Below are 23,333 nucleotides of genomic sequence, written 5' to 3' on the forward strand. Positions count from 1 at the left end.
CATTAAGTTACGAGTATCCAACATGTCGAATATTCCCTCCACACCATTGCCAGCCTTTGCGCCTCAAATCGAGACGTTCCGCCCCTCTGGAGACACCACACCGTCGCCCCGGGAAAAAATTCCTGTACTGGTGAAAGCAAGCGACGTTGATAAAACGCTGGAGATTGCCTTCAGGCTTGCTGAAGCACTGGGTTTACCGCCGCTTAACAATGAAGTTGGCGACCCTGAGCGAGCCCCCTTTGCAACGCATGAAAACGTCTATCCCATCAAGTTCGATTTCCGCCCTGACGGCCCGGACGGACGTTATACCCCTCAGATGCAGCAAAAAATCAATCAGTTCAAAGAACAGTTTGACCAGAGGCTGCGCCATGAAGGCATCGAGGACATAGGCCCCGACATGTTCACCTGATAGCTGCCTCGAGGGCGGTGTTTCACTATGATGGGGCCCTCCACTCACGGTTTCAGGAACCCACATGCCCGCCCTCACTTTCCGCAACGCCCTGCCCGCCGACGCCGCCCGTTGCTTTGAAATCGAAATCAGCGCCTACGAAGGCGACGAAGCCGCGACGCTGGAGAAGATCGCCACGCGCATCTCGCAGTACCCGCAGGGCTTTCTGATCCTGCAAGCCGATGGCGAGCTGGTGGGTTTTATCAACTGTGGCTGCGCGTTTGACGTGGTGATGTCGGATGAGGCGTTCAAGGAACTGGTGGGGCATTCGCCCGAGGCGCCGAACGTGGTGATCATGTCGGTGGTGGTCGACCCGGCGCATCAGGGCAAAGGCTATTCCAAGGTGTTGATGACCGAGTTTGTGCAGCGCATGCGCGACATGGGCAAGCAGACGATTCATTTGATGTGCAAGGCGCAGCATGTGCCGTTGTATGAACGCATGGGCTATGCGTATGTGCGGCCCTCGCCCTCGGATCACGGTGGGATGGCGTGGCATGAGATGGTGATGGCGCTTTAAGCCCGTTCTCTGTTGTGTGTATCGGGACGTTTTCCGGCAAACAGCCAGTTGAAAAGCCCCTGTGTTTCAACGTGCGAAAACCCTCGCCGCGCGGCCAGCTTCTGATGCACAACTTGAAACGGCACACAGAAACAAGGAAGCCGCCTACAGACAGTCACAACCTACTCTGGGGCGTGATCAGGCGCGGTTTTAACCCGTTACATCTACCCAAAAAGCCTTCATTGAGCGGCTTTTCTACGCTCTGTAGCCTGCACAACACGACCCGCCAGCCCACTGCTGACGGGTTTTGTTTCCTACCTTCAGAGAGGTGTAGTCATGTCTTCAATCAATGGTTTCAACCCGTACGTGTCGATGGCCTACTCGGCGCTTCAGAGCAAAATCGATGACGACAAACCCAAGCACAATCCACTGGATGAATCCGCCGGGGATGACGCCGAATTCTTCGATCCCGAGACACAGAGCTGGCAGCCCACCCAGGCTGCCGGCAAGGGTCAATACGCCAACTTCGGTAATCCGTATCGCGAGGCGATAGACTTCGAAATCAAGGCCGATACTATGGGTGGATGGCAGCAAGCCTGAAACCAGCGAGCCCCTTGATGACAGCCCCCCTCATTGAACTAAGCGACCACCCTTCCCCCGACGCCGAACAGGTTCTTGGCAACGGTCTCGCCGCGTTCAATGAGGGCATCACGGGTTACAACGACCGTCGGCCATTGGCGGTACTGATCAAAGACCCCGTCACCCAGCAAATACTCGGCGGCATCACCGGCAAGACCACCTTGGGCACGGCGTTTCTCGACCTGTTCCACCTGCCCGAATCCTTGCGCGGCTCAGGCCTGGGCAGCCAATTGCTGCAGGCGTTTGAAGACGAAGCCCGGCGCCGGGGTTGCCGCAATGCGGTGTTGTATACCCTGAGTTTCCAGGCGCCGGGGTTTTACGAGAAGCACGGCTGGGTGCGGTTTGGCGAGATTCCTTGTGAGCCGCAGGGTAGTTGTCGGGTGTTTCTGTCTAAGCCGTTGTAGCACTCAGGGCTTTGCCAAACAGACGGTTCTCGTGAGTTTCCCCTTGAAAGGTATAGGTGGGCGAACCCAGCTCCACATACCCGCGTCGAGGGTAAAAACCCAGCGCCCGTTCATTCCCCACCCACACCGTCGCCCATAGCAGCGAAGCGCCGCCTGCAGCCGCCTGCTGCTCAGCCGCGTCGAGCAACTGTTGGCCAATGCCCTGCCCGGTGAAGCGCTCCTGGATGTACAGCCGCTGCAACTCGGCAACGTCATCGGCCTCGATCATCGAGTGGCGGGTGTTGAGTGTGAGCTGGGCGAAACCTACCAAGTGGTTGTTCACTTCTGCCACCAGCAACAATGTGCCGGGCTGATCGATCAGTTGGGCGATGGACTCGGGGGCAAAGGCGTGCAGCGCCTCCTTGGCAATCGCGCAGCGAATGCCTTCGGTGGCGTAGGTGTCGAGGAACACCTGCATGCCCAGCACGCCGATGCACAGGGCGTCCCGGGGGGCGGCCTGGCGGATCACGGCGCTCAACCCTGCTGCCCCGGCACGGGGAAGATGACTTCCTGGGTGTCCAGGTTGCGGATGCTCGAATAGGTGCGGTATTCGGTGCTGTAGTTCGGGCCCACGCCCTTGGTGCTGGCGGTCAGGCGGAAGGTCACCACGTAACGCTGGCCGGGTTTGAAGTCGACGTCGTCGGCGCCGTTGTTGCAGAACGCGCCGCCGGTGCCCAGGGCATTCATCGACACGTTACACCAGCGCAGCGAGTGCTTGCCGGGGCTGAGTTTCAGCGCCTGCTCGCCGGTGACGTTGAGGATCGACGTGCGCCCGGCGCCGGGCAGTTTGACGCCGTCCACTTCCAGGGCCAGCACCAGGCGGTGGAACGGAATGCCCAGCTCGCGCTCGCGCCAGGTGTCGAAGTACACCAGTGCGGCGTCGGGGGCGTTGTTGGAGAGGTCGACGGGGTGCAGTTTTTCCGGGGCCCAATCGCCTTGGTAATCCTTGTAGTGGTAGTCCGAGGAACAGGCGCCGAGCAGTGGCAGGGTCAAAACGGCGGCGAGTTTCAGCAGTTTCATCGAGTGACGGTCCTTGTGAGCGATGAGATCATATCGACATGATCCCTGATTCCTTGAGGCAATTGCCACTGCTGGTTTGCCGCAGTAGGGTTGTCGCCTCGTCCACCGTGCAGGAGCCCGCCATGAGCTTTTTTTCCGACCCCGACGCCGTCGCCCGTTACGCCGAAGGCCCTGTACGCCTGGTGCCGGGCTTTGAAGGCCTGCAACGCATGACCACCCTGCTGCTACGCGAAAGCGTGCCGACCACAGGCAATGTGCTGGTGCTGGGTGCTGGCGGCGGGTTGGAACTGAAGCGGTTTGCCGAGGCCGAACCGGGGTGGCGCTTTGTGGGGGTAGACCCCTCGGCAGAGATGTTGAAGCTGGCGCAGGCGACGTTGGGGCCCTTGCTGGAACGCGCGCAGTTGCATGAAGGGTACATCGACACGGCGCCAGCGGGCCCGTTCGATGGGGCCACGTGCCTGCTGACCTTGCACTTCATCCCGGCCGAGGAGCGCCTGCAGACCCTCAAGGCGCTGTGGCAACGCTTGCGGCCGGGGGCGCCGTTGATTGTGGCGCACCACAGTTTCCCCCAGGCGCCAGAAGAGAAAGCCCGGTGGTTGAAGCGTTATGCCGCGTTTGCAGTGGATTCGGGTGTGCCTGCGGCGGATGCCGAGCGGGCGATTGCGGCGATCAGTGAGAAGCTGCCAGTGTTATCGCCCGAGGCGGATGCGGCCTTGCTGGTTGAGGCCGGGTTCGAAGGCGTGGAGCTGTTCTACGCCGGCTTCAGCTTCAAGGGTTGGATCGCCCATAGACCCCTGTAGTGAGCGGGCTTGCCCCGCGCTGCGCCTTACCTGACGGAACGCATCGCCCCAGTCCGGGCGCCGCGTTTTCCAGGGAGAACTGCGGCGGCCTCAGCGCGAGGCAAGCTCGCTCACTACAAGCGAGGAATCGTTTACCAGCTGCCGGAGGCACCGCCGCCGCCGCTGGAGCCGCCGCCCCCGGAGGAACTGCCGCTGGAGCTTGAGCTGGAACCGCCGGAACTCGAGCCCGATGAGCCGCCGCCCGACCCCGAACCGCCCTCGGAAATGCTCTGCACAAACACGATGAACGCCACGATCGAGGCCGCGGTATCGCCACAAGCCAGTCCTGGTAACCGTGCCCCAGCAGCATCCCCACCGCCACGTACACCGCCGCCACCGCCAGCACCCGTACGATGAAAAAGCGCGGGCTCTTTCTCCAGGATTCGCGGATGACAAAAAACAGCCCCACATACAACCCCAGCACCAAGGCGCCGCCCAGTGGCATCGCCAGCCAGCGCACGAAGTCCACCGCGACGAAGTGGTCCGCTACCAGCAGCCCGACGATATACGCCAGCACCGCGACCACGCTGTAAAACACCGCGCGCGCCATCCACAATGCACCGAAGGTGGCGCCGCCGATCAGCAGGGTCAACGGCAACACCAGCAAGTACATCGGCCAGTCAGGGCCACCGCCGTAAATCGCCAGCAACACCGTGGCCGCCACGCTGGCAATCAACGCACGGCGCCAATGCAGCTTTCCGGCCGCCATCAGCACACCGCCAATGGCCCCGGCGATAAACGCCAGCAGTAGCGCAATGAACTGAGGGTTAACCTCTCGTGCAGCCGGCGCCGGCAGATCACCGCCGTCCACCAGCAGGGTCAAATCATTGACTGCCTGCTGCACGCCGCCCGCAAAGTCGCCCTGGCGAAACGCCGGGGTGATGTGTTCTTCGATGATGCGGTGGGCAAGCAGGTCAGTCACGGTGCCTTCCAGGCCGTAACCCACTTCGATGCGCACCTTGTGGTCTTCCTTGGCCACCACCAGCAGGATGCCGTCGTTGACGTCCCTGCGCCCCAGTTTCCAAGCGCGAAACAGCTGGTTGGCATAGTCCTCGATGCTTGCGCCCCCCGTGGTGGGCACCAGCAATACCGCGACTTGCGCGCCTTTGCGTTGCTCAAGGGCAGCGAGCTGGTCTTTGAGACGGGTGGTCGTACCCGCGTCGAGGGTGTTTGTAAGGTCGATCACCCGCTGATCGAGGGCAACGCCAATAGGCGAACTCTGCGCCTGGGCGGTGCTCAACAGGCCGATGAACAGCATTGCCACCAGGCTCACGATCGATTGCCGCACAGTCGCCATCATGTTTTGTTACCTGAAGTTTCTTCCTGAAGGCGCCGACTTTACCCTATCGATGTACAACACGTACGCCCGCCTCCATTACCAACTGCCGGAAGCCCCGCCACCGCCACTGGAGCCGCCTCGGCCCGACCCGCCGCCACCGGAAGAACCACTGCTGGAAGAGCCGCCGCTGGAGGCACTGCCGCGGGACCTGAAGCGCACACGACGAGATCCACGGCCCGAGGTGAAATCACTGGGACTCAGGCCGAAGATGAACAGCGCTGCAATCGCAGCAGTACGCACCGCCGAGAACCAACTGTCGAGGCCTGCGCCCGCCTCCAATACCGCCGCAACATATACCCCCACCGTCAAACACAATCGTACGAAAAAACCTATTCGGCTCTTGTCCCAGGCGATCTTCATGAACACCGATAGTATCCATCCCCCTCCCAGCAAAACGGCTGTGCTCACCAGAATATCTAACCAGTCGAACGGGTTGTATTGGTTCACCACGAGCAGACTCACGATGTAAACCAGTAACGCTGACGCGCCGTAGAGCAGCCTGGGAAACTGCCACAACGCGGCGAATAACACGGCACTTACAAGCATGTTCGATGCAAACACCACGGGGTACAACGGCCAGTCCTGATACAGGGTTAAACCCCCTACCAGCAGCGTCAGCACCAGCGTGGCCATCACGGCGTAACGCATGCGCAGCCTGCGGCTCACCACCAGCACACCGCCCGCTGCTCCGATCACAAACGCCAGCAACACAGCAGTGACGCCCAGCGGCGACGCTTGCTCAACCAATTTGAACGAGCCGGCATCTTCCACCAGCGACACCAGGGCATTCACGCCATCGGTAATCCCCCCCGCGTAGTCGCCCTGACGAAACGCCGGTGTGATGCGCTCCTCGATGATGCGCTTGGCCAGCACGTCAGTGACGGTGTTTTCCAACCCGTAGCCCACTTCGATGCGCACGTTGCGGTCGTCCTTGGCGACCACCAGCAAAATGCCGTCGTTAAATTCCTTGCGTCCCAGTTTCCAGGCGCGGAAGAGTCGGTTGGCATAGTCTTCGATACTCGTACCCTCGGTGGTGGGCACCATTAAAACTGCCACTTGCGCACCGTTGCTCTGCTCAAGGGCATCGAGTTGGTCGGTGAGACGGGTGACGACACGGGTGTCGAGGGTGTGAGTGAGGTCGATCACCCGCTGGTCGAGCGCGACGCCGATAGGCGAAGTGTCGGCCAGGGCGACATGGAACAAGCCTGTGGTCATTAGCGCCAGCAGGCTCAAAATAGATAGGTACAACCACCGCCTCATGCTTTATTACCTGAAGTTTCTTCCTGAAGGCGCCGACTTTACCCTATCGGCGCTATAACACGTGACCCCGCGCGCCTGACTATCTAAACTCCCAACACACTAGCAAAACGCCATAACCGGGAAGCCCATGGACCTACACCACCGCAACAACGTCAGTGTGATGGGCCACGGCACCTCGACCCTGGTGTTTTCCCATGGTTTCGGCTGCAACCAGGCGATGTGGAACGACCTAGCACCGCAATTCTTCGAGCGCTTCCGGGTGGTCATGTATGACCTGGTCGGCGCCGGGCTCTCGGACCTGAGTGCGTTCGACAAGGCCAAATACAGCACGTTGGACGGCTATGCCCGTGACCTGAACGAGCTGATCGACGCCTTTGCCGTCGGCCCGGTGATTCTGGTCAGCCATTCGGTCAGCGCGATGATCGGCACCCTCGCCGACCGCCAGGTGCCCGGGCGTATCGCCGCCCATGTGATGATCGGACCTTCCCCGCGCTATATCGATGACGTCGGTTATATCGGCGGCTTCACGCGCAGCGACATCGACGACCTGCTCGACACCCTCGACAGCAATTACCTCGGTTGGTCCAGCACCATGGCGCCGGTCATCATGGGGGCACCCGGGCAACCGGCGCTGAGCGAGGAACTGACCGACAGTTTCTGCCGCACCGAACCGGAGATCGCCAAGCAATTTGCGCGGGTCACCTTCCTGTCGGATAACCGCCAGGACGTGGCCGGCCTCACCACCCCGGTGCTGATCCTGCAATCGAGCGATGACCTGATCGCCCCGGTCGCCGTGGGCGAATACCTGCACAGCGTGTTGCCCAACAGCACCTATTGCCTGGTCGATAACGTCGGTCATTGCCCGCACATGAGCGCGCCGCAGGCATGTGCGGCGGCCATGGAGGCGTTCCTGGCGCCGTGGGCGGTCGCCGATGCCGGCTGACCTGTTCGACAGCGCCGCCTGTGCCCTGGCCGTCACGGCCGAAGACGGCACGATCCTGCAGGCCAACGCCCGCTTCAGCGACTGGCTGGGGTTCAGCGCCGCCGAGCTGTGCGGCCGGCGCTTCCAGGACCTGCTGACCATGGGCGGGCGGATCTTCCACCAGACCCACCTGGCGCCCATGCTGCGCATGCGCGGCAGCGTCACCGAAGTGAAGCTCGACATGCTGCACCGTGACGGGCACAAGGTGACCGTGCTGCTCAATGGCCTCAAGCGCGAACAGGCAGGCGGCGTGGTGCATGACCTGGCACTGTTCGGCACCACCGACCGCGACAAGTACGAGCGCGAGTTGCTCAACGCGCGCAACCTGGCCGAGGCGCTGCTGCAGGAAAAAACCGCCACCGAATTGGCCCTCAAAAATGCCCAGGCCGAGTTGAGCGAGGCGTATGCCATTGCCCAGCGTCGAGCCTTGTTTGCCGAGCAGATGGTCGCAATCGTCAGCCATGATCTGAAAAACCCGCTGACGGCCATTCGCATGGCGTCGGATTTTCTCAACCGGGGCGAGCGCACCGCCAAGGAGCGCCAGTTGCTGGGGCATATCGCCCAGTCCTCCGAGCGTGCGCAACGCATGATCGCCGACCTGCTGGACTTCACCCAGGCCCGGGTCGGCCACGGCATCACCATCAAGGCCGCGCCACTGGATTTGCATGCGGTGATTCATCGCGCCGTGGACGAACTGCGCGTGGCCTTCCCCAAGGCCACGCTGGAGCACACCACCGAAGGCAACGGCGACGCCTGCCTGGATGCCGACCGCGTGCAACAGATCATCGGTAATCTGGTGGCCAACAGCGTGGCATATGGCGACCTGCTGCGGCCGATCACCATCACCTCACGCCTGGGCGACAGCGGCTGCGAAGTGTCGGTCCACAACCACGGCGCGGCCATCCCGCAAACGTTGCTGGCCGGGCTGTTCGAACCCATGACCCGAGGCACCGACCAAGGCAGTGATGTGCGCAGCGTGGGCCTTGGCCTGTACATCGTGCGCGAACTGGCCAGGGTGCACGGCGGCGACGTGGCCGTGAGTTCCTGCGCCACCCAGGGCACCACCTTTACCGTGACGTTCTAGAAACCGCAGGCAGTGCCCTGCATGATCGGCTCCACGCGGCCGGTCAATATCACGCCGCCCTGCCCGTCCCATTGCACGGTGACGCTGCCACCGTCGCACTGCACCTCGACGCGGTCGTCCAGCAACCCACGCCGGATGCCGTTGACCACCGCCCCGCAGCAGCACGACCCCGAGCCCAGCGGCACGCCGCCGCCACGTTCCCAGATGCGCAGGCGGATGCGACCTCGGTCGAGTACCTGCACGAAATGCACGTTGGTCTTGGCCGGGAACAGCGGGTGAACTTCCAACGCTGGGCCGCGTGCCGCGACGTCGACCGCGTGAATGTCCTCCACGAAAAACGTGAGGTGCGGGTTGCCCATGCTGCACGCGGCCGGGTCGCCGTCGATGGGCAACAGGCGAGTGTCCAGCGCTTCGGCCAGGGGGATGGCCACCCAGTCCAGGGAGGGCTGACCCATGTCCACCGAAACGCGCTGCCCACTGGCACGTTCGCAGATCAGCAAGCCACGGTCGGTACGCAATACGATGGTGTCGGTGCCGGCTTCGTGCATCAAGCGGTCGGCCACGCCACGGGTGGCGCTGCCGCAGGTCGCCAGGGGCGTGCCGTTGGGGTTCCAGAACTTGATGCGCGCGGCGGCGTCGTCACAGTCGAGCACTACGGCCAGCTGGTTGAAACCGATGCCGGTGTGGCGGTCGCCGAGCGTGCGCGCGACCTGTGCGGTGATGGGGTCGTGCAGGCCACGGCGGTCGATAATGATGAAGTCGTCGCCATGGGCGTGCATCTTCACAAACGGCAAGGTCATGGGCGCTCCTGTGGGCGAGCTGAACGGGAGCCTAAGCATACGGCAGTTTCATCCCGGCGGATTCGGTCGCGTGCTAGCGTATTTTAGTGCCAATCCTGCCGAGCTCTTCATGAACAAAATCGCCTTTGCCCTGGCTGCTGTGCTGGCTGCGTTTTCCAATGCGGCCCTGGCCGCTGACCTGTGCCAGCCCGCCGCCAACCCGACGAACAAGGCCTTGCTGGCCGCCGCCGAACGCCATCTGGGCGACCAGCCCCATCCGCTGGCCCACCTGCACACCGAAGGCACCCTGCCCCATCAAGGGATTCGTGAGCAGAGCATTGCAGCGGAAAAGGATTGGCCGATCCTGCGCCAGGCGGCCCTGGCCTGGCGTTTGAGCGGTGATGCGCGCTACCTCCAGCAAGTCGACGACTACCTCGCGGCCTGGGCCGAGGTGTACCAGCCGGACTTTAACCCGATCGACGAAACCAACCTCGACATGCTGATCCATGCCTACGCGCTGACGGCCGATCACCTGCGCCCGCAGACCCGCGACGCCGCCCGCCAGTTGATCAGCCGCCTGGGCAACGGCTACATCGCGCATATCCAGCAGTTTCACGGGCAGAAAAAAGGTACCCAGACCAACAACTGGCAGAGCCATCGCGTCAAATTGGTGACCGTGGCCGCCGCCGCGCTGGGCGACCGGGCGATGCTTGAGCAGGCCCATCAACTGTTCAAGCAGCAGATTGCCGATAACGTGCTGCCTGATGGTTCGGTGACCGACTTCCAGGACCGCGACGCCTTGCATTACGTGGTCTACGACCTGGAACCCCTTGTGCAAGCTGCGCTGGCGGCCAAGCCCTACGGCATCGGCGGCGACTGGCTCACCCTCAACGCCAACGGCGCATCACTGGGCGCCGCCCTGGATTGGCTGGAGCCCTATGCCACCGGGCAACGCAGCCACGAGGAATTCGTGCACACCCACGTGCCATTCGACACAGCCCGCGCCAAGGTCGGTGAAGTCGGCTACGCCGGTACCTGGCAGCCCAAGAGCAGCGCCACGCTGTTCTGGCTGGCGGCGCAGCTGGACCCGCGTTATCTGCCGGTGGCCAAACACTTGGCAGACCACCCCGCCGATTGGATCAACACCTGCTATTTGAAATAACCTGTTGTAGTGAGCGGGCTTGCCCCGCGCGGCGGTGTGTCAGATACACATGACGTACCTGACACACCGCCGCGCGGGGCAAGCCCGCTCACTACAAACCGCGTTAGGGAGATGGGTTAGAGCACGGTGCCCATGGCCTTGATCAGCACGGGGTCGCGTCCATAGATGTCGGGCGCGTAGACCAGCCCGCCGTCGCGATTGACCTCCACCGTCCAGTACCCCAGCAACACCGGCACCGGCGTGGCCAGCCGGAACTCGTGGGTCAGGCCGGTGGCCAGCAGTTCATCGGTGCGCGTACGTTCGGCCGGGCTCACCAGCAGGTCACGCAGCAGCAGCGGTTGCTCGACCCGCACACAGCCCGAGCTGAACGCCCGTGGGCCTTTGGTAAACAGTGGCTGGCTGGGCGTGTCATGCAGGTACACCGAGTACGGGTTGGGAAAGCGCATCACGATCTTGCCCAGCGGGTTGCGCGGGCCGGCGTCCTGGCGCAGGAGGATGTTGCCGGGCCGGGACCAGTCCACCTGGTCCGGCATCAGTGGGTGGCCTTGGGCGTCGAGCACCTGCAGGTTTTGCTGGCGCAGGTATTCGGGGTTGAGGCGGATGGCCGGGAGTTTGTCCTCGCGCATGATGGTCGGCGGAATGGTCCAGGTGGGGTTGAGGGTCAGCCGGGTGATGCGCGACTTGAGCAGCGGCGTCTGGCGTTCGGCACGGCCGACTTGCAGGCGCGTTTGCCACACGGGAATGCCGCTCTGATAGACGCTCAGTTGCGCTGCGGCGACGTTGACCACCACCCCTTCGGGCTCCAGGTCCTGGGCCAGCCAGCGGAAACGCTCGAGGTTGATGCGCAGTTGGTCGCGGCGGATCGCCGGGCTGATGTTGAGTTCGGCCACGGTGCCGGCACCAATCACGCCATCAGCTTGCAGCGAGTGGCTGAGCTGGAAGGCCTTGACCGCCTTGACCAGGTCATCACGGTATTGCTTGCCGCTCGGTGCCTTGGCCAGGTAGCCGCCACTGATCAGCCGCCGCGCCAATTCCGGCACGCGGGGGTCTTCCATACCGGGGCGCAGTAACGGGCCGGTGGCCACCGGGTCCCAGTGCGGCAATGGTTGCTGGCGCACGGCGGAATAGGCATTGCGCAGGCTGCGGTAAAGATCGGCACTGGGGCGCGCCTGGTCGAAGGCTTGGGCCATGTCTTGCAGGCCGGTGGCGGCGAAGGCGAGCACTTCGGTGTTGGCGTCGCGGGCCGGCGGTTGGGAATGCCACAACGGCTCGAAACGCGATTGCTGAAGACGCCCGTAATGCAAGTCCTGCAGGGCTTGCAGGTACTGCTGGCTGGTGCCGATATCGGTGCACAGCACGTTGGCCGTGGCATCCGCCGTGGGCAGGCTATAGTGGGATGGGTCCAGGCCGTCATCCGCCAGCATCAGCAACTGAGCGTGCAACGCTTGGCGGCGCTCGGCCTCGGTCCACAACGGCGCATCGCCCTGCTGCTGGTAGAACGCTTGCAGGCGCAGTTGGGCGGCCGGGTCGATGTGCGGGGCAAGGTCGGGGCAAACGCTGGGCAACTGGGCGAGTGCCTGTTGCACCGGGCTCACCGACAGCACGGGCACAGGGGCCAATGGCACCTCGTCAGCTGTCGCGACCAGTGGTGCAACGAGCAGGCAAATGCTCAAGTAACATGCGTGTTTTTTGAACACTTGGCTTCACTCCAATCCGCAGCGGGGGGATGTACTGCAGATGCTGACTTTTATGTACCGGTTAGGCCCGATCACCCTGGGTCTGATTTCCATGAGCCTGGCTGTATTGAGCAATTCTGCGCTCGCCGCCAATGGCAACCCTCCTACCTTGTATAGCAGCCTCGCGCGCTCGGCTCCAGAACTCAATCCCACGGTGCTTAAAAGCGCCCTGAGCGCAGTGCAATGTGCGGTCAATAACGGCGAGGAACGCTCCGAGCGACTCGCCGTCATTGACTACTCCCAGCCCTCGACCGCCCGTCGGCTGTGGATCTTCGACCTGCGCAAGAAGACCCTGGTACTGCGTGACCTGGTGGCCCACGGTGCCAAATCCGGGGAAAACTTCGCCACCCAGTTCTCCAACCGCGAAGGCAGCCACCAATCCAGCCTGGGCTTGTTCCGCACCCAGGAAAGTTACCTGGGCACCCATGGCTACTCGTTGCGCATGGACGGCCTGGAACCGGGCTTCAATGACCAGGCCCGCGACCGCGCCCTGGTGATTCACGCCGCCGACTACGTCAACCCGGCCTGGAGCAAGCGCGAAGGCCGCATTGGCCGCAGCCAGGGTTGCCCGGCCGTGCGCCCGCAGGTGGCCCGCCAGGTGGTAGACAAGCTCAAGGATGGGCAATTCATGTTTTCGTGGTACCCGGACCAGCGCTGGCTGAAGTCTTCGACCTATCTGAACTGCAAGCCCCAACAGGTGGCGAGTAGTCGTACAATCCGTGGCGGATAGCCTGTCTCCCTATATAAAAGACAGAAAAAAGAGAGCGTCGAATGCTTCTACATAAATCCACCTGGATCGAGATCGGGCAGTTTCTGGAACGCAGCCGCACGGTGGTGGTGCCCATCGGGTCCAACGAGCAGCACGGCCCCACCGGCCTGCTGGGCACCGACTGGATGTGCCCGGAAATCATCGCCCATGAGGCGCAGAACAGCGCCGATATTCTGATCGCGCCGACCTTCAACATCGGCATGGCCCAGCACCACCTGGGTTTCCCCGGCACCATTTCCCTGCGCCCTTCCACCTTTATCGCCGCGATTGGCGACTGGGTGCGTTCGCTGGCCGGGCATGGTTTCGAGAAGATCCTGTTTCTGAACGGCCACGGCGGCAATATCGCCACGATCGAAGCAGCGTTTTCCGAGCTGTACGCCGAAGCGAGTTTCGCCCGCCGCCCGGCCGGTTTCGCGCTCAAGCTGGTGAACTGGTGGGACCTGGAAGGCGTCAACGACCTGGCCCAGCGCCAGTTCCCGGTCGGTCACGGCAGCCATGCCACCCCGTCGGAAATCGCGGTGACGCAATGGGCCTACCCGGAGTCGATCAAGACCGCCGAGTATTCACCGCAAATCGCCAACACCGGGCCGATTCGCGAAGCGCTGGACTTTCGCGCACGCTTCCCCGACGGGCGCATGGGCTCGGACCCGGCGTTGGCGACGGTGGATAAAGGCGGTGAGTTGGTGGCGTTGGCTGCTCAGGGGCTGATCAAAACGGTTAACAACTTCAGCAACGAAGCCAAACCCTAGCCTTGCACATCCCCAAATGTGGGAGCGGGCTTGCTCGCGAAGGCGGTGTATCAGTCAGTGATTTTCTATCTGACATACCGCTTTCGCGAGCAAGCCCGCTCCCACAGGGGATTGTGAGTTATTTGCAGTCTTGTGCGACCTGTTCCAGGCGCGACGGCGTGATGGTCGACGCCAGCGGCTTGCGCTCGTACAGGAACACCTTGGTGCCGTCCTGGGACTTGTAGGCTTCCAGCACGTCATCCGCCGCGATCTTGCTGGTGAGCACCACTTTGGCGTGGCGCGAATTCTGGGTCACGGTGGAGGTGATGCCATGTTTCTCAAGCTTGGGCAGCACGCACTGCAGATAACCTTCGGTGGTCTTGGCCGACTGCAGGGTCAGCGTCGGTGCATTCGGGGCAGACACACAACCGGCCAGCAACAGTGAAGCAGAGGCCATGGCCGGGACGAAAAAAGAGCGCATAGAGCATCCTGAATAGATAAAAAGGGTCAGTCGCATCAGCCGGCGCGGACCAGGGCTTTAAGCGACGCATCAAACTGTTTCAAGGCATCGAGTTGCACGTCACGCTGCTGCTCGATCTGAGCGGCAATCTCGGGCGCCGCCTTGTCATGCACCCACACCGACGGCACCTGTTTGCGCACCGAACCTTCGGCCTTGGCGATGTATTGCAGGTTCGCGTCATAGAACCGTGCAACAAAACGCGCCTCGACCTGATCGTTACGCTGGGTCAACAGTTGGTTATGGGTATCGAGCATCACCACCACATCGGGATGAGCCTGCACCAGTTCGTCGAGGCTGCTATAGACAGTCACCGAAAGAAAAGTGCCCTGCAGCGAGCTCATCAACCAATCAATGGCCAGTTCCGGGTCGGAGCTGTTGACGAACGCCTGGCGGATGCGCCCATCGAGGGCATCCTTGGCGCCGTTCAAGGCCATGGTGTGGTAACGCTCAAGGTAGCTGAGGTTGTCGAGGGTGTTTTCGGTGTACAACACACCCACCGACTGCGCGCGTTGCAGGGAGTCTACGCTACCGTCGATCGGTAGCAAATGGCCTGTACGCAGATCATCGGCAATCGCCGGGTTGGTCAGCACCACGGCGCTCACCATCAGCATCATCAAACCCAGTTGGATAAAAGTCCTCATCGCGCGATCTCCTTGAGCGGCGTCTCGATGGGGCAATTGTCCACTAATGGCACAAAAACAGAACTTGCGATCCTTGATGGTGACTATCATTTGAACCGATAGTGTCGCGTAGCCCGACCTCACTATAACGATAAGGACCCGCCATGAAGCCCCACCAGAAAACCTTCGACCGCATCCGCGAAGCCGTCTTGCCGGAGTTTCGTGAGCGGGTCGCCGATTACCTGGTCGAGTATGAAACCGTGCTGCAGGACGAAACCGCCGACGCCGACCAGGCCTTCGCCAGTGCCCAGCAACTGCGCGGTTACCTGCGTGGCTTGAACACCATGCGGGTATTGGGCATGGCCGACTGGGAAGACCTGGACCGCCGCGTGGCCCAGGAATGGCTATAACCGCTACAGTGCGGGTCGCTGCAGGTTGACCCAGGCCTGCACAGAGGGTCGCTGCCACTGGCGGTGCGCGTAGTCCACCAGTTCGGCCGGCACCGGGTCGCCGTTGAGGATCAGCCGATTGAGCATCACCGCCAGGTCCACGTCGGCAATCGACCACTCGCCGAACAGGTACTCGGCGTTACCCGCCAGCAGCGCCTGCGCCGCCGCTATCAACTTGCGGGCAGCGACCTGGGCCACGGGTGACAGCGGTGGCATCGTCTGCCCGTAGAACACCACCAGCGTCGAGCGCTCCTGGCGAATCGGCAGCAAGTCGCTGCGCAACCACGCCTGCACCTGGCGCGCCCTCGCCCGCAGGTGCAGGTCGGTCGGGTAGACCGGCACGTCGGGATAGGCCTCTTCCAAGTATTCGCAGATCGCCGACGACTCCGACAGCGCAAAGTTGCCGTCCTCAAGGGTTGGCACGCGCTGGGTCAGGGACAGCTGGGCAAAATCCGCCGCCTGGTTCTGCGCGGCGTCCAGGTCCAGGGTCACCGTTTCAAACGCCAGGCCTTTTTCCAGCAGGGTGACAAACACCGACATCGCGTAGGGGCTGGTGAATTGGGCATCAACGTACAGGCGCAGCGGGGCTTGGCTCATGGCGGAACTCCTTGGTTGAAAGCCCACGCTACGAGATCGGCGACTAGAATGACAATGCAGGGTTTTTATGGGGGCATTCCTGGCGGGAATAGCGGCGTTGATGGCAATATTATGGCTATCGGCCACCGTGCCGATTCGCCCCGCCCCTCGTGGTTCTCTAGGAATGAGCTTTCAAGGAATGATCAGCACATGAAACAAGCGGTTGTGGTCATCCACGGCATCGGCGAACAGCGTCCGATGGACACCTTGCGCGGCTTCGTGGAAGCGATGATCCCCGCCGACACGCCCGACGGCACGCCCTTCTACTGGAGCAAGCCGGACCGACTGTCACGCAACTTCGACCTGCGTGTATTGAAGTCATCGGGCCGCACCACCACGGACTTCTACGAGTATTACTGGGCCCACAAGATGCAGGGCACCAAGGTCGGGCACCTGCTGGGCTGGCTGTGGGACATCTTCAAACGCCCACGCCGCGACATTCCCGACGCCATCGTGCCGATCTGGCGCACCACGCGCTGGACGGTGATGCTATTCCTGTTGCTGGTGGCCACCGGCACCCTGGCCACCGCCTGGGGCAAGTTCGAACACCACGACAACCCTTTCGCCCTGGTTCCGCTGCTGATGGGCGCCATCGGCCTGGGCCTGCGCTACTCCGCCCTGTCGTACCTGGGCGACGCCGCCCGCTACCTCAGCCCCAACCCGCAGAACGTGATGGTGCGCGAACAGATCCGTGCCGACGGCGTAGCGTTGTTGCGCGCCTTGCACAACAAGGGCGACTACGACCGCATCATCGTGGTCGGCCACAGCCTGGGCAGCGTGATTGCCTACGATATCGTCGGTTACCTGTGGCATGAACATCACGACCAACTGACCAAGGTGATCCCCAGCAACCGCGAGTTGGCCGAGCGATACGCCGACAACGAACCGCTGCAACCGGTGATCAACGAAACCCTGCACGCCGCTGGCACCGCATTGGATGGCAGCCTGGGCAGCCTCTTCAAGTTTCGCGAACAGCAGGCCCAGGCGTTCATCGAACAGCGCGGCCTGGGCAACCCGTGGCGCATTACCGACCTGGTCACGGTCGGCAGCCCCATGGCCCACGCCAGCCTGTTGCTGGGCCGCAGCGTGAGTGATTTCAAGCAGCGTATGGAGCGCCGCGAAGCCCCCGCCTGCCCGCCCACTGAAGACACCAAGGGCTACGGCTACAACGCGCGCCAGGCTGTGATGCTTGGGCAAAAGCCGTTCACCCCGCAATACCTGCACCACGCGGCGGCCTTTGCGGTGACGCGCTGGACCAACCTCTACTTCCCGGCGCCTTTGGGCTTGTTCGGCGACATTGTCAGCGGCCCCGTGAGCCCGGCGATGGGCGCCGGTGTGCTGGACCTGCCGGTGACCGTGGGCAAATGGAAAGGCTGGCTCGCCCGCTCCTGGCTCAGCCACACCCACTACTGGAGCGAGCGCGGTGGCGCCAAGGGGTATCTTGCCAACCTCACTACCCAGGCCAACGCGATCAGCCACGGCCCGCGCCCTTCGGCCACCGAGGCCCTGCGCTGGGCCGTCGACCTCAAGGGCCTGCGGCGCTTTCGTCCCGCCGGCGCCAAGGAAATCCAGGTGCCTGTCGAGGCTTAACCCGCGAAACCACCGGCGTCGAGAAACACACGCTCCTCCTCGGTGGTGGGCCTGGCCAGCACGTCATTGCGATGGGGAAAGCGCCCGAACCGCTCGATGATGTCGGCGTGCTCCTTGGCCCAGTGAAAGGTGTTGGCGTCCAGGTGCTGGTTGAGGGCGACCGAACGTTGCTGGTCGGCCTTGTCCTCGGAGTGTTCGAACGGCAAATAACAGAACGCGCGCAGCGACGGCTCGATCTGCTGGTCCAGGCCGGCGTCCACCATCCGCCGTGCGTACAGGCGGGCCAACGGGTCGGTGGCAAACATGTGCGCCGTGCCGCGAAACGCATTGCGCGGGTACTGGTCCAGCAGGATCAGCAACGCCAGCGCGCCCTGCGCCGTCTCCAGCCAGCCTTCCAGTTCACGCCGCGCCGCTTGCACGTGGGTGGTGTAGAAGGTGTCGCGAAACGTCGCGTCAAACGCCTCATCCTTGGCAAACCAGCGCTTGGGCCCCGCCTGTGTCCAAAATTCCAGCACCGCTTGGGCAGACTGTCCGTTCGTGTTCATCCTCAATCCCCTGTTCAACCCGCAGATTTCATCATAGGCGCGTGCCGAATCCATTAACTTTCCCCGGTGCCTGAAGCATTTCAGCACCCGGAGCCGTTCCTGCGTCGGAGCGGTCGCGCCATTGCCTTGATAGGGTTTACCTGATGATCCACCGTCTTGCCCAGGTTTTCAGTGATTCGAACAGCCAGGTCCGTGGCAAATTATTCGGCATCTACGGCGTGTTGATCGCCCTCAACGTAGGCGCCTGGCTCTGGGCACTGGTGGCGTTTCATGCGCACCCGGTGTTGTTAGGCACCGCCCTGCTCGCCTACAGCTTCGGCCTGCGCCACGCGGTAGACGCCGACCACATCGCCGCCATCGACAACGCCACCCGCAAGCTGATGCAAGAGCAAAAACGCCCGGTGGCGGTAGGGTTCTTTTTCTCCCTGGGGCATTCTTCGGTGGTGGTGCTGGCGTCTATCGCCGTGGCCTTTACGGCGGCGACCCTCAAGGATCATTTCGAAGCGTTCAAGGCCGTGGGTGGTGTGATCGGCACCTCGGTCTCGGCGCTGTTTTTGCTGGTGATCGCGCTGATGAACCTGGTGATCCTGCGCTCGATCTACCAGGCCTGGCGCCATGTGCGCCAGGGTGGCGTGTACGTAGAGGATGACTTCAACCTGCTGCTGGCCGACCGGGGGTTCATGGCGCGGATCTTTCGCCCGTTGTTCCGCCTGATCAGCCGCAGCTGGCACCTGTACCCGCTGGGATTCCTGTTTGGCCTGGGGTTTGACACCGCCACCGAAATCGCCTTGCTGGGCATCTCCGCCACGCAGGCGGCGCAAGGGTTGTCGCCGTGGTCGATCATGGTGTTCCCGCTGCTGTTCAGCGCCGGCATGTCCCTGGTGGACACCCTGGACGGGCACCTGATGCTGGGGGCTTATGGCTGGGCGTACATGAAGCCGATCCGCAAGATTTACTACAACATGAGCATTACCCTGGTGTCGGTGGTGGTGGCCGTGGTCATCGGCAGCATCGAGGCGCTGGGGCTGATCTCGGACCAGTTGGAACTCAAGGGTGGCTTCTGGGCGTTTATCGGCAGCCTGAATGACAGCTTCGGGCTGCTTGGGTACATCATCATCGGGATTTTTGTGGTGAGCTGGGGGGCATCGGTGTTGCTGTATCGGCTCAAGCGGTATGACCAGCTTGAGACCCGTCACCCTTTGTGATGCGGTGCCCCGCGCCGCGTCGCCCCAAACACCAGGAAGCGTTAGAAGTCGACAGTAGCCGAAACCTTGAGCGTGCGCGGCTCCCCCTGGGTCAGGTAGTTATTGGCCGTCGAAGCCGAGGCCCAGTACGCCTTGTTCGCCACGTTCTCAAGGTTGGCGCGCAGGGTGATGGTCTTGTCGTCGGCCTTGAAGCCATAACGCGCGCCGAGGTCGACGCGGGTCCAGGCCGGGATGTCCAGGGTGTTGGCGGCATTCACGTACTCCCCCCCGGTGCGCAACAGGCGTGCGCTGACGGCCGCACCCTGAATACCCGGCACGTCCCAGTCAGCCCCCACGTTGAACTGGTAGCGCGGCACACCGGCCACACGATTGCCATCGGTCAGGCCGTTGGAGGTGTTCTGCTGTTCGGTGTGCATCCAGGTCGCACCGGTCAACAAGCGCAAGCCATCAATCGGCTCGCCGAACACATTCAGCTCCACGCCTTTGTTGATTTGCAGGCCATCGACACTGAACGTATCCAGGCTATTGCCCGGCAAACGCGAGGTGGCGTTGTTCGGCTGCTCGATTCGATACACCCCGAGCGTCGCCCCGTAGCTGTCCCAATCCAGCTTGACCCCGGCTTCGGTCTGCTTGCTGCGCTTGGGTGCGAAGGTGACATTGGGGTTGGTCACACCTGTAGACGGCGACGTCGGCCCCTGGGCCAGCCCCTCGATGCGGTTGGCGTAGAACGACACGTGCTCCCATGGCTTGAGCACCAGGCCGTACACCGGCGTAGTGATCGACTTGTCGTAGTTGGCGTTGCGCGCACCGGTGGTGGTGTTCCACGCGTCCACTTCGATGGTCTGGCGGCGCACGCCCACGGTCAGCAGGACGCGGTCATCGAGAAAGCCCAGGGTGTCGGAGGCGGCGGCGCTCTTGATGCGATTCTTGCCGACCACCCGTGGGTCATGGATGTCACTGCCGAAGTAGGTGACGGTGGGGCGCGGGATCTGGGTCGGGTTGTAGAGGTTGCCGGGCCTGCGGTTGGCCTGGGTGATCGCCTCGAACGCCGAACGCTGCTCACCCCAGATGCCCGACAAACCGAGGTTCATCTGATGGGTCACCGGCCCGGTGTCGAAGTGTCCATTCAACCCGGCCATCGCGCTCTTGTTGTCTTCATCGTGGGGTGAATAGAGGAAACCCACGCGCCCGCTGCCATCGTTGCCCACGTACAGCGACGAATACTCGCCGTTCTCCCGCGTATGCTTGGCACCGCCGCCCACATAGGCCGTCCAGTTGTCAGTGAGGTCGTACTCGGCGTTGAACATGCCGTAGGTGTCTTCAAGCTCCGACCAGCTCCAGTCCTGGGCGTAGTTGTGCTTGGCCGAAGGCGCCTTGGGCACTTGGGTGCCGGTGGGGTACACCACGGCGCGGCCGTTGTTGATGCGTTCTTTCTGGTAGCCGAAATCGGTGGACAACCGCAGCCGATCGCCACGGTAGTCCAGGGCAATGGCCACCAGCTGCGAGCTTTTGTTTTCATCGTCGATGGCCGTGTCGCCTCCGTGCCTGGCCAGGTTGACCCGCGCACCGAAGCGGTTGTCTTCACCGAAACGCTGGCCCAGGTCGAGGTGGCCACCGGTCTGGCCGTCGCTGGCGTAGTCGAGGCTGACGCTGCGGGTTGGCGTGTCTTCGGCGCGCTTGGGCACCAGGTTGACGCTGCCGCCGATGCCCGTGCCGGCCGGCGACACGCCGTTGACGAAGGCGTTGGGCCCCTTGAACAACTCCACGCGCTCCAGGGCTTCGGTGGTGATGATCTGCCGAGGCAGCACGCCGTAAAGGCCATTGAAGGCAATGTCATCGGTGTTCAGCGGCAAGCCGCGAATGATGAACATCTGGGAGAAGTTGCCGAACCCCGAGGACTGACGCACCGACGCATCGTTGAGCAACACATCGCCCACGGTGCGGGCCTGCTGGTCGGCGATGGTCTTGGCGGTGTAGCTGACCACGCTGAACGGCACATCATTGATCGAACGATTGCCCAGCACACCCAGGCGTGCCGTGCGCGCCACCTGGCCGCCGCCATAGGTGTCCGCCTGTGCCCCGCCCGACTCGCCGCTGATGGTGGTCGCGCCCAGTTGCACGGCCGCGCCACTGGCCTCGGGCACCACCGTGTAACCCTGGGTACCGGTGCTTTGCAAGGTGTAGCCGCTGCCTTGCAGCAAGTGCAGCAACCCCGACTGCGCGGTGAAGTCGCCTTGCAGCCCGGCGCTCTGCTGGTCATTGAGCAGCGTGGAGTCAAACGACAACGGCACCCCAGACAGCGCCGCGAACTGCGCCAGTACATTACCCAACGGCCCCGGCGCGACGGTGTAGCTGCGTGCCGCGCGGGTGGAAGCGGCCTCGGCGGCCAGCGCGCTGTGCAACGGTGCGATGGCCGCCAGGGCAACAGCCAGGCTCAAGGCTTTCAAGGGGCGAATGGGGTGCGGGGTGGCGGTCATGGGCATTCCTGTCGGCGCGGTGCAAAGGTGAGGGTTATTCCCCTACACCGGGCGACAACGAAAAAGGTCTCAGCGAACAGTGAAAAAAATTCAGCGCGGCTCAACGGTGACCCAGTAACCGGTCAGGCTGCTGACCTTCACCGGCAGGGTTTCCTGCAGCAAACGCAGGCTGGCGTCGGTGTCGCGCAACGGGAACGCGCCGGAAACGGTCAAGCCCGCCACACGTTCATGGCAGCGCAACACGCCGGGGCGGTAGCGGCCCAGTTCGTCGAGCAGATCCGCCAGGCGCATGTGCTGGGCCAGCAGCATGCCGTTCTCCCAGGTGGTCGCGCTGACCGCCAACGGTTCCACCGCCGCCACGCTGTCGCGGCCAAACGCGCTCTGCTCACCGGCCTTGAGGATCACCCCACGGCTGGCGTGTTCCGGCAGCATTTCCACGGCCCCCTCAAGCACGGCGACGCGACTGCTCTGCTCACCCACGCGCACGCTGAAATGCGTCCCCAGGGCGCGGGCGGTGCCGTGGCGGGTCTGCACGATAAACGGGCGATGTATCGGCGCAGGGTCTTTGGCGGTGGTAATCATCACCTCGCCTTGCAACAGCTCGATGCGCCGCACCTGGTCGGTGAAGGCGATATTCAAGGAACTGTTGGTGTTGATCAGCAGCTGTGTGCCGTCGGGCAAGGTGAGGGGGCGCTGTTCGCCGATGGCCGTGTGCTGGTCGGCCGTCCAGGCTTGCCAGGGCTTGTGCTGGTACGCCAGCCATGTCGCCGGGCCCGCCAGCAGCAACAGCCCGAGCGCCTGGCGCCGGCCCAGGGATTGTTTGCGACCGATGCGCTTGAGGGTCTCACCGGCGATGGCCCCGGGCACGCTGTTGAAGTCACCCAATATCGCTTCCGCGCGCTGCCAGGCCTGCGCGTGCTGGGCACTGCGGCCCTGCCATTGGGCCACGGCGCGGCGGTCTTCGTCGGTGGCGCTGCCGGACTGCAGTTGCACCATCCAGTCTGCGGCTTCGCCGAGGATCTGCGGGTCGATGGACGGGTTCATGCCACGCTCAGGCACGCGAGGAAGGCATCGCGCATGTAGCGCTTGACCGAGGCCAGCGACACCTTCAGCTCATCGGCGATCTGCGGGTAGGTCAGGCCATCGATCTGCGACAACAGGAACGCCTGGCGGGTTTTCTCGGGCAAATCGCGCAGCATGGCTTCGATGCGGTACAGCGCCTCAAGGATCAGCCAGCGGGTTTCCGGCGACGGGACGTGCTGCTCCGGCAGATGGGCGATGGTTTCCAGATAAGCGCGCTCGACTTCCTGGCGGCGCCAGCTGTCGATCATCAGGCCCTTGGCGATATGGGTGAGCAAGGCGCGCGGCTCGCTGCCATACCCTGCGGGGTTCTGGCGCGTGAGCAAGCGCATGAAGGTGTCATGGGCCAGGTCGGCTGCGTCGCTGGCGTTGCCCAGCTTGCGGTCGAGCCAGCGGTACAACCATCCGTGGTGTTCGCAGTACAGCGCCTGGAGCGGCAGATGGAGCGAAGACGGCATGCAGATCACCCGGAATCCGGAAGTAATTA

Annotated in this window: 25 protein-coding genes and 1 pseudogene; 13 read left to right on the forward strand and 13 right to left on the reverse strand. The window is 63.0% G+C overall.

The genetic code is table 11. The features are described from left to right. The first annotated feature begins 22 nt into the window (after nt 1-22). From ACVWVP_RS20270 to ACVWVP_RS20285, 4 genes are all read left to right on the forward strand, one after another. Nucleotides 23-409 carry a hypothetical protein gene (locus ACVWVP_RS20270; RefSeq protein WP_178922186.1) on the forward strand — a complete coding sequence of 129 codons (387 nt, stop codon included), beginning with the start codon at nt 23-25 and terminating at the stop codon, nt 407-409. A 64-nt stretch (nt 410-473) separates the two neighbouring features. After that, nucleotides 474-965 (forward strand): GNAT family N-acetyltransferase, encoded by a 492-nt coding sequence (locus tag ACVWVP_RS20275; RefSeq protein WP_457407686.1) that lies wholly within the window; start codon nt 474-476, stop codon nt 963-965. Between the two features lie 315 nt (nt 966-1,280). Continuing rightward, nucleotides 1,281-1,544 carry a hypothetical protein gene (locus tag ACVWVP_RS20280; RefSeq protein ID WP_457407687.1) on the forward strand — a complete coding sequence of 88 codons (264 nt, stop codon included), beginning with the start codon at nt 1,281-1,283 and terminating at the stop codon, nt 1,542-1,544. A 17-nt stretch (nt 1,545-1,561) separates the two neighbouring features. Beyond that, nucleotides 1,562-1,987, forward strand: a complete 426-nt coding sequence (locus ACVWVP_RS20285; RefSeq protein ID WP_457407688.1) for a GNAT family N-acetyltransferase — start codon at nt 1,562-1,564, stop codon at nt 1,985-1,987. On the opposite strand, the gene ACVWVP_RS20290 is transcribed toward ACVWVP_RS20285, so the two are convergent. Together ACVWVP_RS20290 and ACVWVP_RS20295 are read right to left on the reverse strand one after the other, a co-directional pair. Next, nucleotides 1,974-2,444, reverse strand: coding sequence for a GNAT family N-acetyltransferase (locus tag ACVWVP_RS20290; protein ID WP_259175040.1), 471 nt, complete (start codon nt 2,442-2,444; stop codon nt 1,974-1,976). The two genes, ACVWVP_RS20285 and ACVWVP_RS20290, sit on opposite strands and share 14 nt — an antisense overlap. A 56-nt stretch (nt 2,445-2,500) precedes the next feature. Next, the gene (locus tag ACVWVP_RS20295) at nt 2,501-3,046 is read right to left on the reverse strand and encodes a hypothetical protein (RefSeq protein ID WP_178922194.1); all 546 of its coding nucleotides are present in this window, start codon (nt 3,044-3,046) and stop codon (nt 2,501-2,503) included. A 122-nt stretch (nt 3,047-3,168) separates the two neighbouring features. Here ACVWVP_RS20295 and ACVWVP_RS20300 point away from each other — a divergent pair, with 122 nt between their 5' ends. After that, on the forward strand, nt 3,169-3,846 hold the full coding sequence (locus ACVWVP_RS20300) for a class I SAM-dependent methyltransferase (protein ID WP_178922196.1): 678 nt from the start codon (nt 3,169-3,171) through the stop codon (nt 3,844-3,846). A gap of 131 nt (nt 3,847-3,977) precedes the next feature. Here the strand turns inward: ACVWVP_RS20300 and ACVWVP_RS20305 are convergent. Together ACVWVP_RS20305 and ACVWVP_RS20310 are read right to left on the reverse strand one after the other, a co-directional pair. After that, nucleotides 3,978-5,185 (reverse strand): annotated as a pseudogene (locus ACVWVP_RS20305) (TPM domain-containing protein). A 75-nt stretch (nt 5,186-5,260) separates the two neighbouring features. After that, nucleotides 5,261-6,484: a TPM domain-containing protein gene (locus ACVWVP_RS20310; RefSeq protein WP_259174824.1), complete on the reverse strand. Its 1,224-nt coding sequence runs from the start codon at nt 6,482-6,484 to the stop codon at nt 5,261-5,263. A gap of 127 nt (nt 6,485-6,611) precedes the next feature. On the opposite strand from ACVWVP_RS20310, the gene ACVWVP_RS20315 reads away from it, so the two are divergent. Both ACVWVP_RS20315 and ACVWVP_RS20320 read left to right on the forward strand, forming a co-directional pair. Further along, nucleotides 6,612-7,427, forward strand: a complete 816-nt coding sequence (locus tag ACVWVP_RS20315; RefSeq protein WP_457407689.1) for an alpha/beta fold hydrolase — start codon at nt 6,612-6,614, stop codon at nt 7,425-7,427. After that, nucleotides 7,417-8,550: a PAS domain-containing sensor histidine kinase gene (locus ACVWVP_RS20320; RefSeq protein ID WP_178922202.1), complete on the forward strand. Its 1,134-nt coding sequence runs from the start codon at nt 7,417-7,419 to the stop codon at nt 8,548-8,550. Before ACVWVP_RS20315 ends, ACVWVP_RS20320 begins: the two co-directional genes overlap by 11 nt. On the opposite strand, the gene dapF is transcribed toward ACVWVP_RS20320, so the two are convergent. Beyond that, on the reverse strand, nt 8,547-9,350 hold the full coding sequence (gene dapF, locus ACVWVP_RS20325; protein ID WP_457407691.1) for a diaminopimelate epimerase: 804 nt from the start codon (nt 9,348-9,350) through the stop codon (nt 8,547-8,549). The genes ACVWVP_RS20320 and dapF overlap by 4 nt on opposite strands. Before the next feature lie 109 nt (nt 9,351-9,459). Here dapF and ACVWVP_RS20330 point away from each other — a divergent pair, with 109 nt between their 5' ends. Further along, on the forward strand, nt 9,460-10,491 hold the full coding sequence (locus ACVWVP_RS20330) for an alginate lyase family protein (RefSeq protein ID WP_457407692.1): 1,032 nt from the start codon (nt 9,460-9,462) through the stop codon (nt 10,489-10,491). A gap of 116 nt (nt 10,492-10,607) precedes the next feature. On the opposite strand, the gene ACVWVP_RS20335 is transcribed toward ACVWVP_RS20330, so the two are convergent. Next, nucleotides 10,608-12,188: a L,D-transpeptidase family protein gene (locus ACVWVP_RS20335; RefSeq protein ID WP_178922208.1), complete on the reverse strand. Its 1,581-nt coding sequence runs from the start codon at nt 12,186-12,188 to the stop codon at nt 10,608-10,610. 40 nt (nt 12,189-12,228) lie between these two features. Between ACVWVP_RS20335 and ACVWVP_RS20340 the strand changes: the two genes are divergently transcribed. Beyond that, on the forward strand, nt 12,229-12,957 hold the full coding sequence (locus ACVWVP_RS20340) for a murein L,D-transpeptidase catalytic domain family protein (protein WP_178922210.1): 729 nt from the start codon (nt 12,229-12,231) through the stop codon (nt 12,955-12,957). Between the two features lie 41 nt (nt 12,958-12,998). Beyond that, entirely contained in the window at nt 12,999-13,745 is a 747-nt protein-coding gene (locus tag ACVWVP_RS20345) for a creatininase family protein (RefSeq protein WP_178922212.1), read from the forward strand. Between the two features lie 118 nt (nt 13,746-13,863). Here ACVWVP_RS20345 and ACVWVP_RS20350 read toward each other — a convergent pair whose 3' ends face one another. Together ACVWVP_RS20350 and ACVWVP_RS20355 are read right to left on the reverse strand one after the other, a co-directional pair. Beyond that, nucleotides 13,864-14,205 carry a hypothetical protein gene (locus tag ACVWVP_RS20350; protein WP_178922213.1) on the reverse strand — a complete coding sequence of 114 codons (342 nt, stop codon included), beginning with the start codon at nt 14,203-14,205 and terminating at the stop codon, nt 13,864-13,866. 35 nt (nt 14,206-14,240) lie between these two features. Then, entirely contained in the window at nt 14,241-14,885 is a 645-nt protein-coding gene (locus ACVWVP_RS20355; protein ID WP_178922214.1) for an ATPase, read from the reverse strand. 143 nt (nt 14,886-15,028) lie between these two features. Between ACVWVP_RS20355 and ACVWVP_RS20360 the strand changes: the two genes are divergently transcribed. Beyond that, the gene (locus ACVWVP_RS20360; protein ID WP_457407693.1) at nt 15,029-15,274 is read left to right on the forward strand and encodes a hypothetical protein; all 246 of its coding nucleotides are present in this window, start codon (nt 15,029-15,031) and stop codon (nt 15,272-15,274) included. Between the two features lie 3 nt (nt 15,275-15,277). Here ACVWVP_RS20360 and yfcF read toward each other — a convergent pair whose 3' ends face one another. Beyond that, on the reverse strand, nt 15,278-15,910 hold the full coding sequence (gene yfcF, locus ACVWVP_RS20365) for a glutathione transferase (protein ID WP_259174829.1): 633 nt from the start codon (nt 15,908-15,910) through the stop codon (nt 15,278-15,280). Nucleotides 15,911-16,099: 189 nt separating this feature from the next. Between yfcF and ACVWVP_RS20370 the strand changes: the two genes are divergently transcribed. After that, nucleotides 16,100-17,539 (forward strand): hypothetical protein, encoded by a 1,440-nt coding sequence (locus ACVWVP_RS20370; RefSeq protein ID WP_457407694.1) that lies wholly within the window; start codon nt 16,100-16,102, stop codon nt 17,537-17,539. On the opposite strand, the gene ACVWVP_RS20375 is transcribed toward ACVWVP_RS20370, so the two are convergent. Beyond that, nucleotides 17,536-18,084, reverse strand: a complete 549-nt coding sequence (locus tag ACVWVP_RS20375) for a DUF924 family protein (protein WP_457407695.1) — start codon at nt 18,082-18,084, stop codon at nt 17,536-17,538. The genes ACVWVP_RS20370 and ACVWVP_RS20375 overlap by 4 nt on opposite strands. A 143-nt stretch (nt 18,085-18,227) precedes the next feature. On the opposite strand from ACVWVP_RS20375, the gene ACVWVP_RS20380 reads away from it, so the two are divergent. Continuing rightward, nucleotides 18,228-19,289, forward strand: a complete 1,062-nt coding sequence (locus tag ACVWVP_RS20380; RefSeq protein ID WP_178922219.1) for a HoxN/HupN/NixA family nickel/cobalt transporter — start codon at nt 18,228-18,230, stop codon at nt 19,287-19,289. A gap of 41 nt (nt 19,290-19,330) precedes the next feature. On the opposite strand, the gene ACVWVP_RS20385 is transcribed toward ACVWVP_RS20380, so the two are convergent. The 3 genes from ACVWVP_RS20385 to ACVWVP_RS20395 form a co-directional block, all read right to left on the reverse strand. Further along, nucleotides 19,331-21,766, reverse strand: coding sequence for a TonB-dependent siderophore receptor (locus tag ACVWVP_RS20385; RefSeq protein WP_457407696.1), 2,436 nt, complete (start codon nt 21,764-21,766; stop codon nt 19,331-19,333). Nucleotides 21,767-21,856: 90 nt separating this feature from the next. Beyond that, a complete protein-coding gene (locus ACVWVP_RS20390; RefSeq protein ID WP_457407697.1) occupies nt 21,857-22,810 on the reverse strand; it encodes a FecR domain-containing protein in 954 nt (317 codons plus the stop codon). Next, on the reverse strand, nt 22,807-23,304 hold the full coding sequence (locus ACVWVP_RS20395; protein WP_457407699.1) for a sigma-70 family RNA polymerase sigma factor: 498 nt from the start codon (nt 23,302-23,304) through the stop codon (nt 22,807-22,809). The genes ACVWVP_RS20390 and ACVWVP_RS20395 overlap by 4 nt, the downstream gene beginning before the upstream one ends. Nucleotides 23,305-23,333 lie beyond the last annotated feature (29 nt).

The sequence above is a fragment of the Pseudomonas sp. TE24901 genome (assembly GCF_054058375.1).

What these genes read in the sequence shown, in the direction of transcription:
- ACVWVP_RS20270 (WP_178922186.1), top strand. Translation starts at nt 23, where the DNA reads ATGTCGAATATTCCCTCCACACCATTGCCAGCCTTTGCGCCTCAAATC.
- ACVWVP_RS20275 (WP_457407686.1), top strand. Translation starts at nt 474, where the DNA reads ATGCCCGCCCTCACTTTCCGCAACGCCCTGCCCGCCGACGCCGCCCGT.
- ACVWVP_RS20280 (WP_457407687.1), top strand. Translation starts at nt 1,281, where the DNA reads ATGTCTTCAATCAATGGTTTCAACCCGTACGTGTCGATGGCCTACTCG.
- ACVWVP_RS20285 (WP_457407688.1), top strand. Translation starts at nt 1,562, where the DNA reads ATGACAGCCCCCCTCATTGAACTAAGCGACCACCCTTCCCCCGACGCC.
- ACVWVP_RS20290 (WP_259175040.1), bottom strand. Translation starts at nt 2,444, where the DNA reads ATGCAGGTGTTCCTCGACACCTACGCCACCGAAGGCATTCGCTGCGCG.
- ACVWVP_RS20295 (WP_178922194.1), bottom strand. Translation starts at nt 3,046, where the DNA reads ATGAAACTGCTGAAACTCGCCGCCGTTTTGACCCTGCCACTGCTCGGC.
- ACVWVP_RS20300 (WP_178922196.1), top strand. Translation starts at nt 3,169, where the DNA reads ATGAGCTTTTTTTCCGACCCCGACGCCGTCGCCCGTTACGCCGAAGGC.
- ACVWVP_RS20310 (WP_259174824.1), bottom strand. Translation starts at nt 6,484, where the DNA reads ATGAGGCGGTGGTTGTACCTATCTATTTTGAGCCTGCTGGCGCTAATG.
- ACVWVP_RS20315 (WP_457407689.1), top strand. Translation starts at nt 6,612, where the DNA reads ATGGACCTACACCACCGCAACAACGTCAGTGTGATGGGCCACGGCACC.
- ACVWVP_RS20320 (WP_178922202.1), top strand. Translation starts at nt 7,417, where the DNA reads ATGCCGGCTGACCTGTTCGACAGCGCCGCCTGTGCCCTGGCCGTCACG.
- dapF (WP_457407691.1), bottom strand. Translation starts at nt 9,350, where the DNA reads ATGACCTTGCCGTTTGTGAAGATGCACGCCCATGGCGACGACTTCATC.
- ACVWVP_RS20330 (WP_457407692.1), top strand. Translation starts at nt 9,460, where the DNA reads ATGAACAAAATCGCCTTTGCCCTGGCTGCTGTGCTGGCTGCGTTTTCC.
- ACVWVP_RS20340 (WP_178922210.1), top strand. Translation starts at nt 12,229, where the DNA reads ATGCTGACTTTTATGTACCGGTTAGGCCCGATCACCCTGGGTCTGATT.
- ACVWVP_RS20345 (WP_178922212.1), top strand. Translation starts at nt 12,999, where the DNA reads ATGCTTCTACATAAATCCACCTGGATCGAGATCGGGCAGTTTCTGGAA.
- ACVWVP_RS20350 (WP_178922213.1), bottom strand. Translation starts at nt 14,205, where the DNA reads ATGCGCTCTTTTTTCGTCCCGGCCATGGCCTCTGCTTCACTGTTGCTG.
- ACVWVP_RS20355 (WP_178922214.1), bottom strand. Translation starts at nt 14,885, where the DNA reads ATGAGGACTTTTATCCAACTGGGTTTGATGATGCTGATGGTGAGCGCC.
- ACVWVP_RS20360 (WP_457407693.1), top strand. Translation starts at nt 15,029, where the DNA reads ATGAAGCCCCACCAGAAAACCTTCGACCGCATCCGCGAAGCCGTCTTG.
- yfcF (WP_259174829.1), bottom strand. Translation starts at nt 15,910, where the DNA reads ATGAGCCAAGCCCCGCTGCGCCTGTACGTTGATGCCCAATTCACCAGC.
- ACVWVP_RS20370 (WP_457407694.1), top strand. Translation starts at nt 16,100, where the DNA reads ATGAAACAAGCGGTTGTGGTCATCCACGGCATCGGCGAACAGCGTCCG.
- ACVWVP_RS20375 (WP_457407695.1), bottom strand. Translation starts at nt 18,084, where the DNA reads ATGAACACGAACGGACAGTCTGCCCAAGCGGTGCTGGAATTTTGGACA.
- ACVWVP_RS20380 (WP_178922219.1), top strand. Translation starts at nt 18,228, where the DNA reads ATGATCCACCGTCTTGCCCAGGTTTTCAGTGATTCGAACAGCCAGGTC.
- ACVWVP_RS20385 (WP_457407696.1), bottom strand. Translation starts at nt 21,766, where the DNA reads ATGACCGCCACCCCGCACCCCATTCGCCCCTTGAAAGCCTTGAGCCTG.
- ACVWVP_RS20390 (WP_457407697.1), bottom strand. Translation starts at nt 22,810, where the DNA reads ATGAACCCGTCCATCGACCCGCAGATCCTCGGCGAAGCCGCAGACTGG.
- ACVWVP_RS20395 (WP_457407699.1), bottom strand. Translation starts at nt 23,304, where the DNA reads ATGCCGTCTTCGCTCCATCTGCCGCTCCAGGCGCTGTACTGCGAACAC.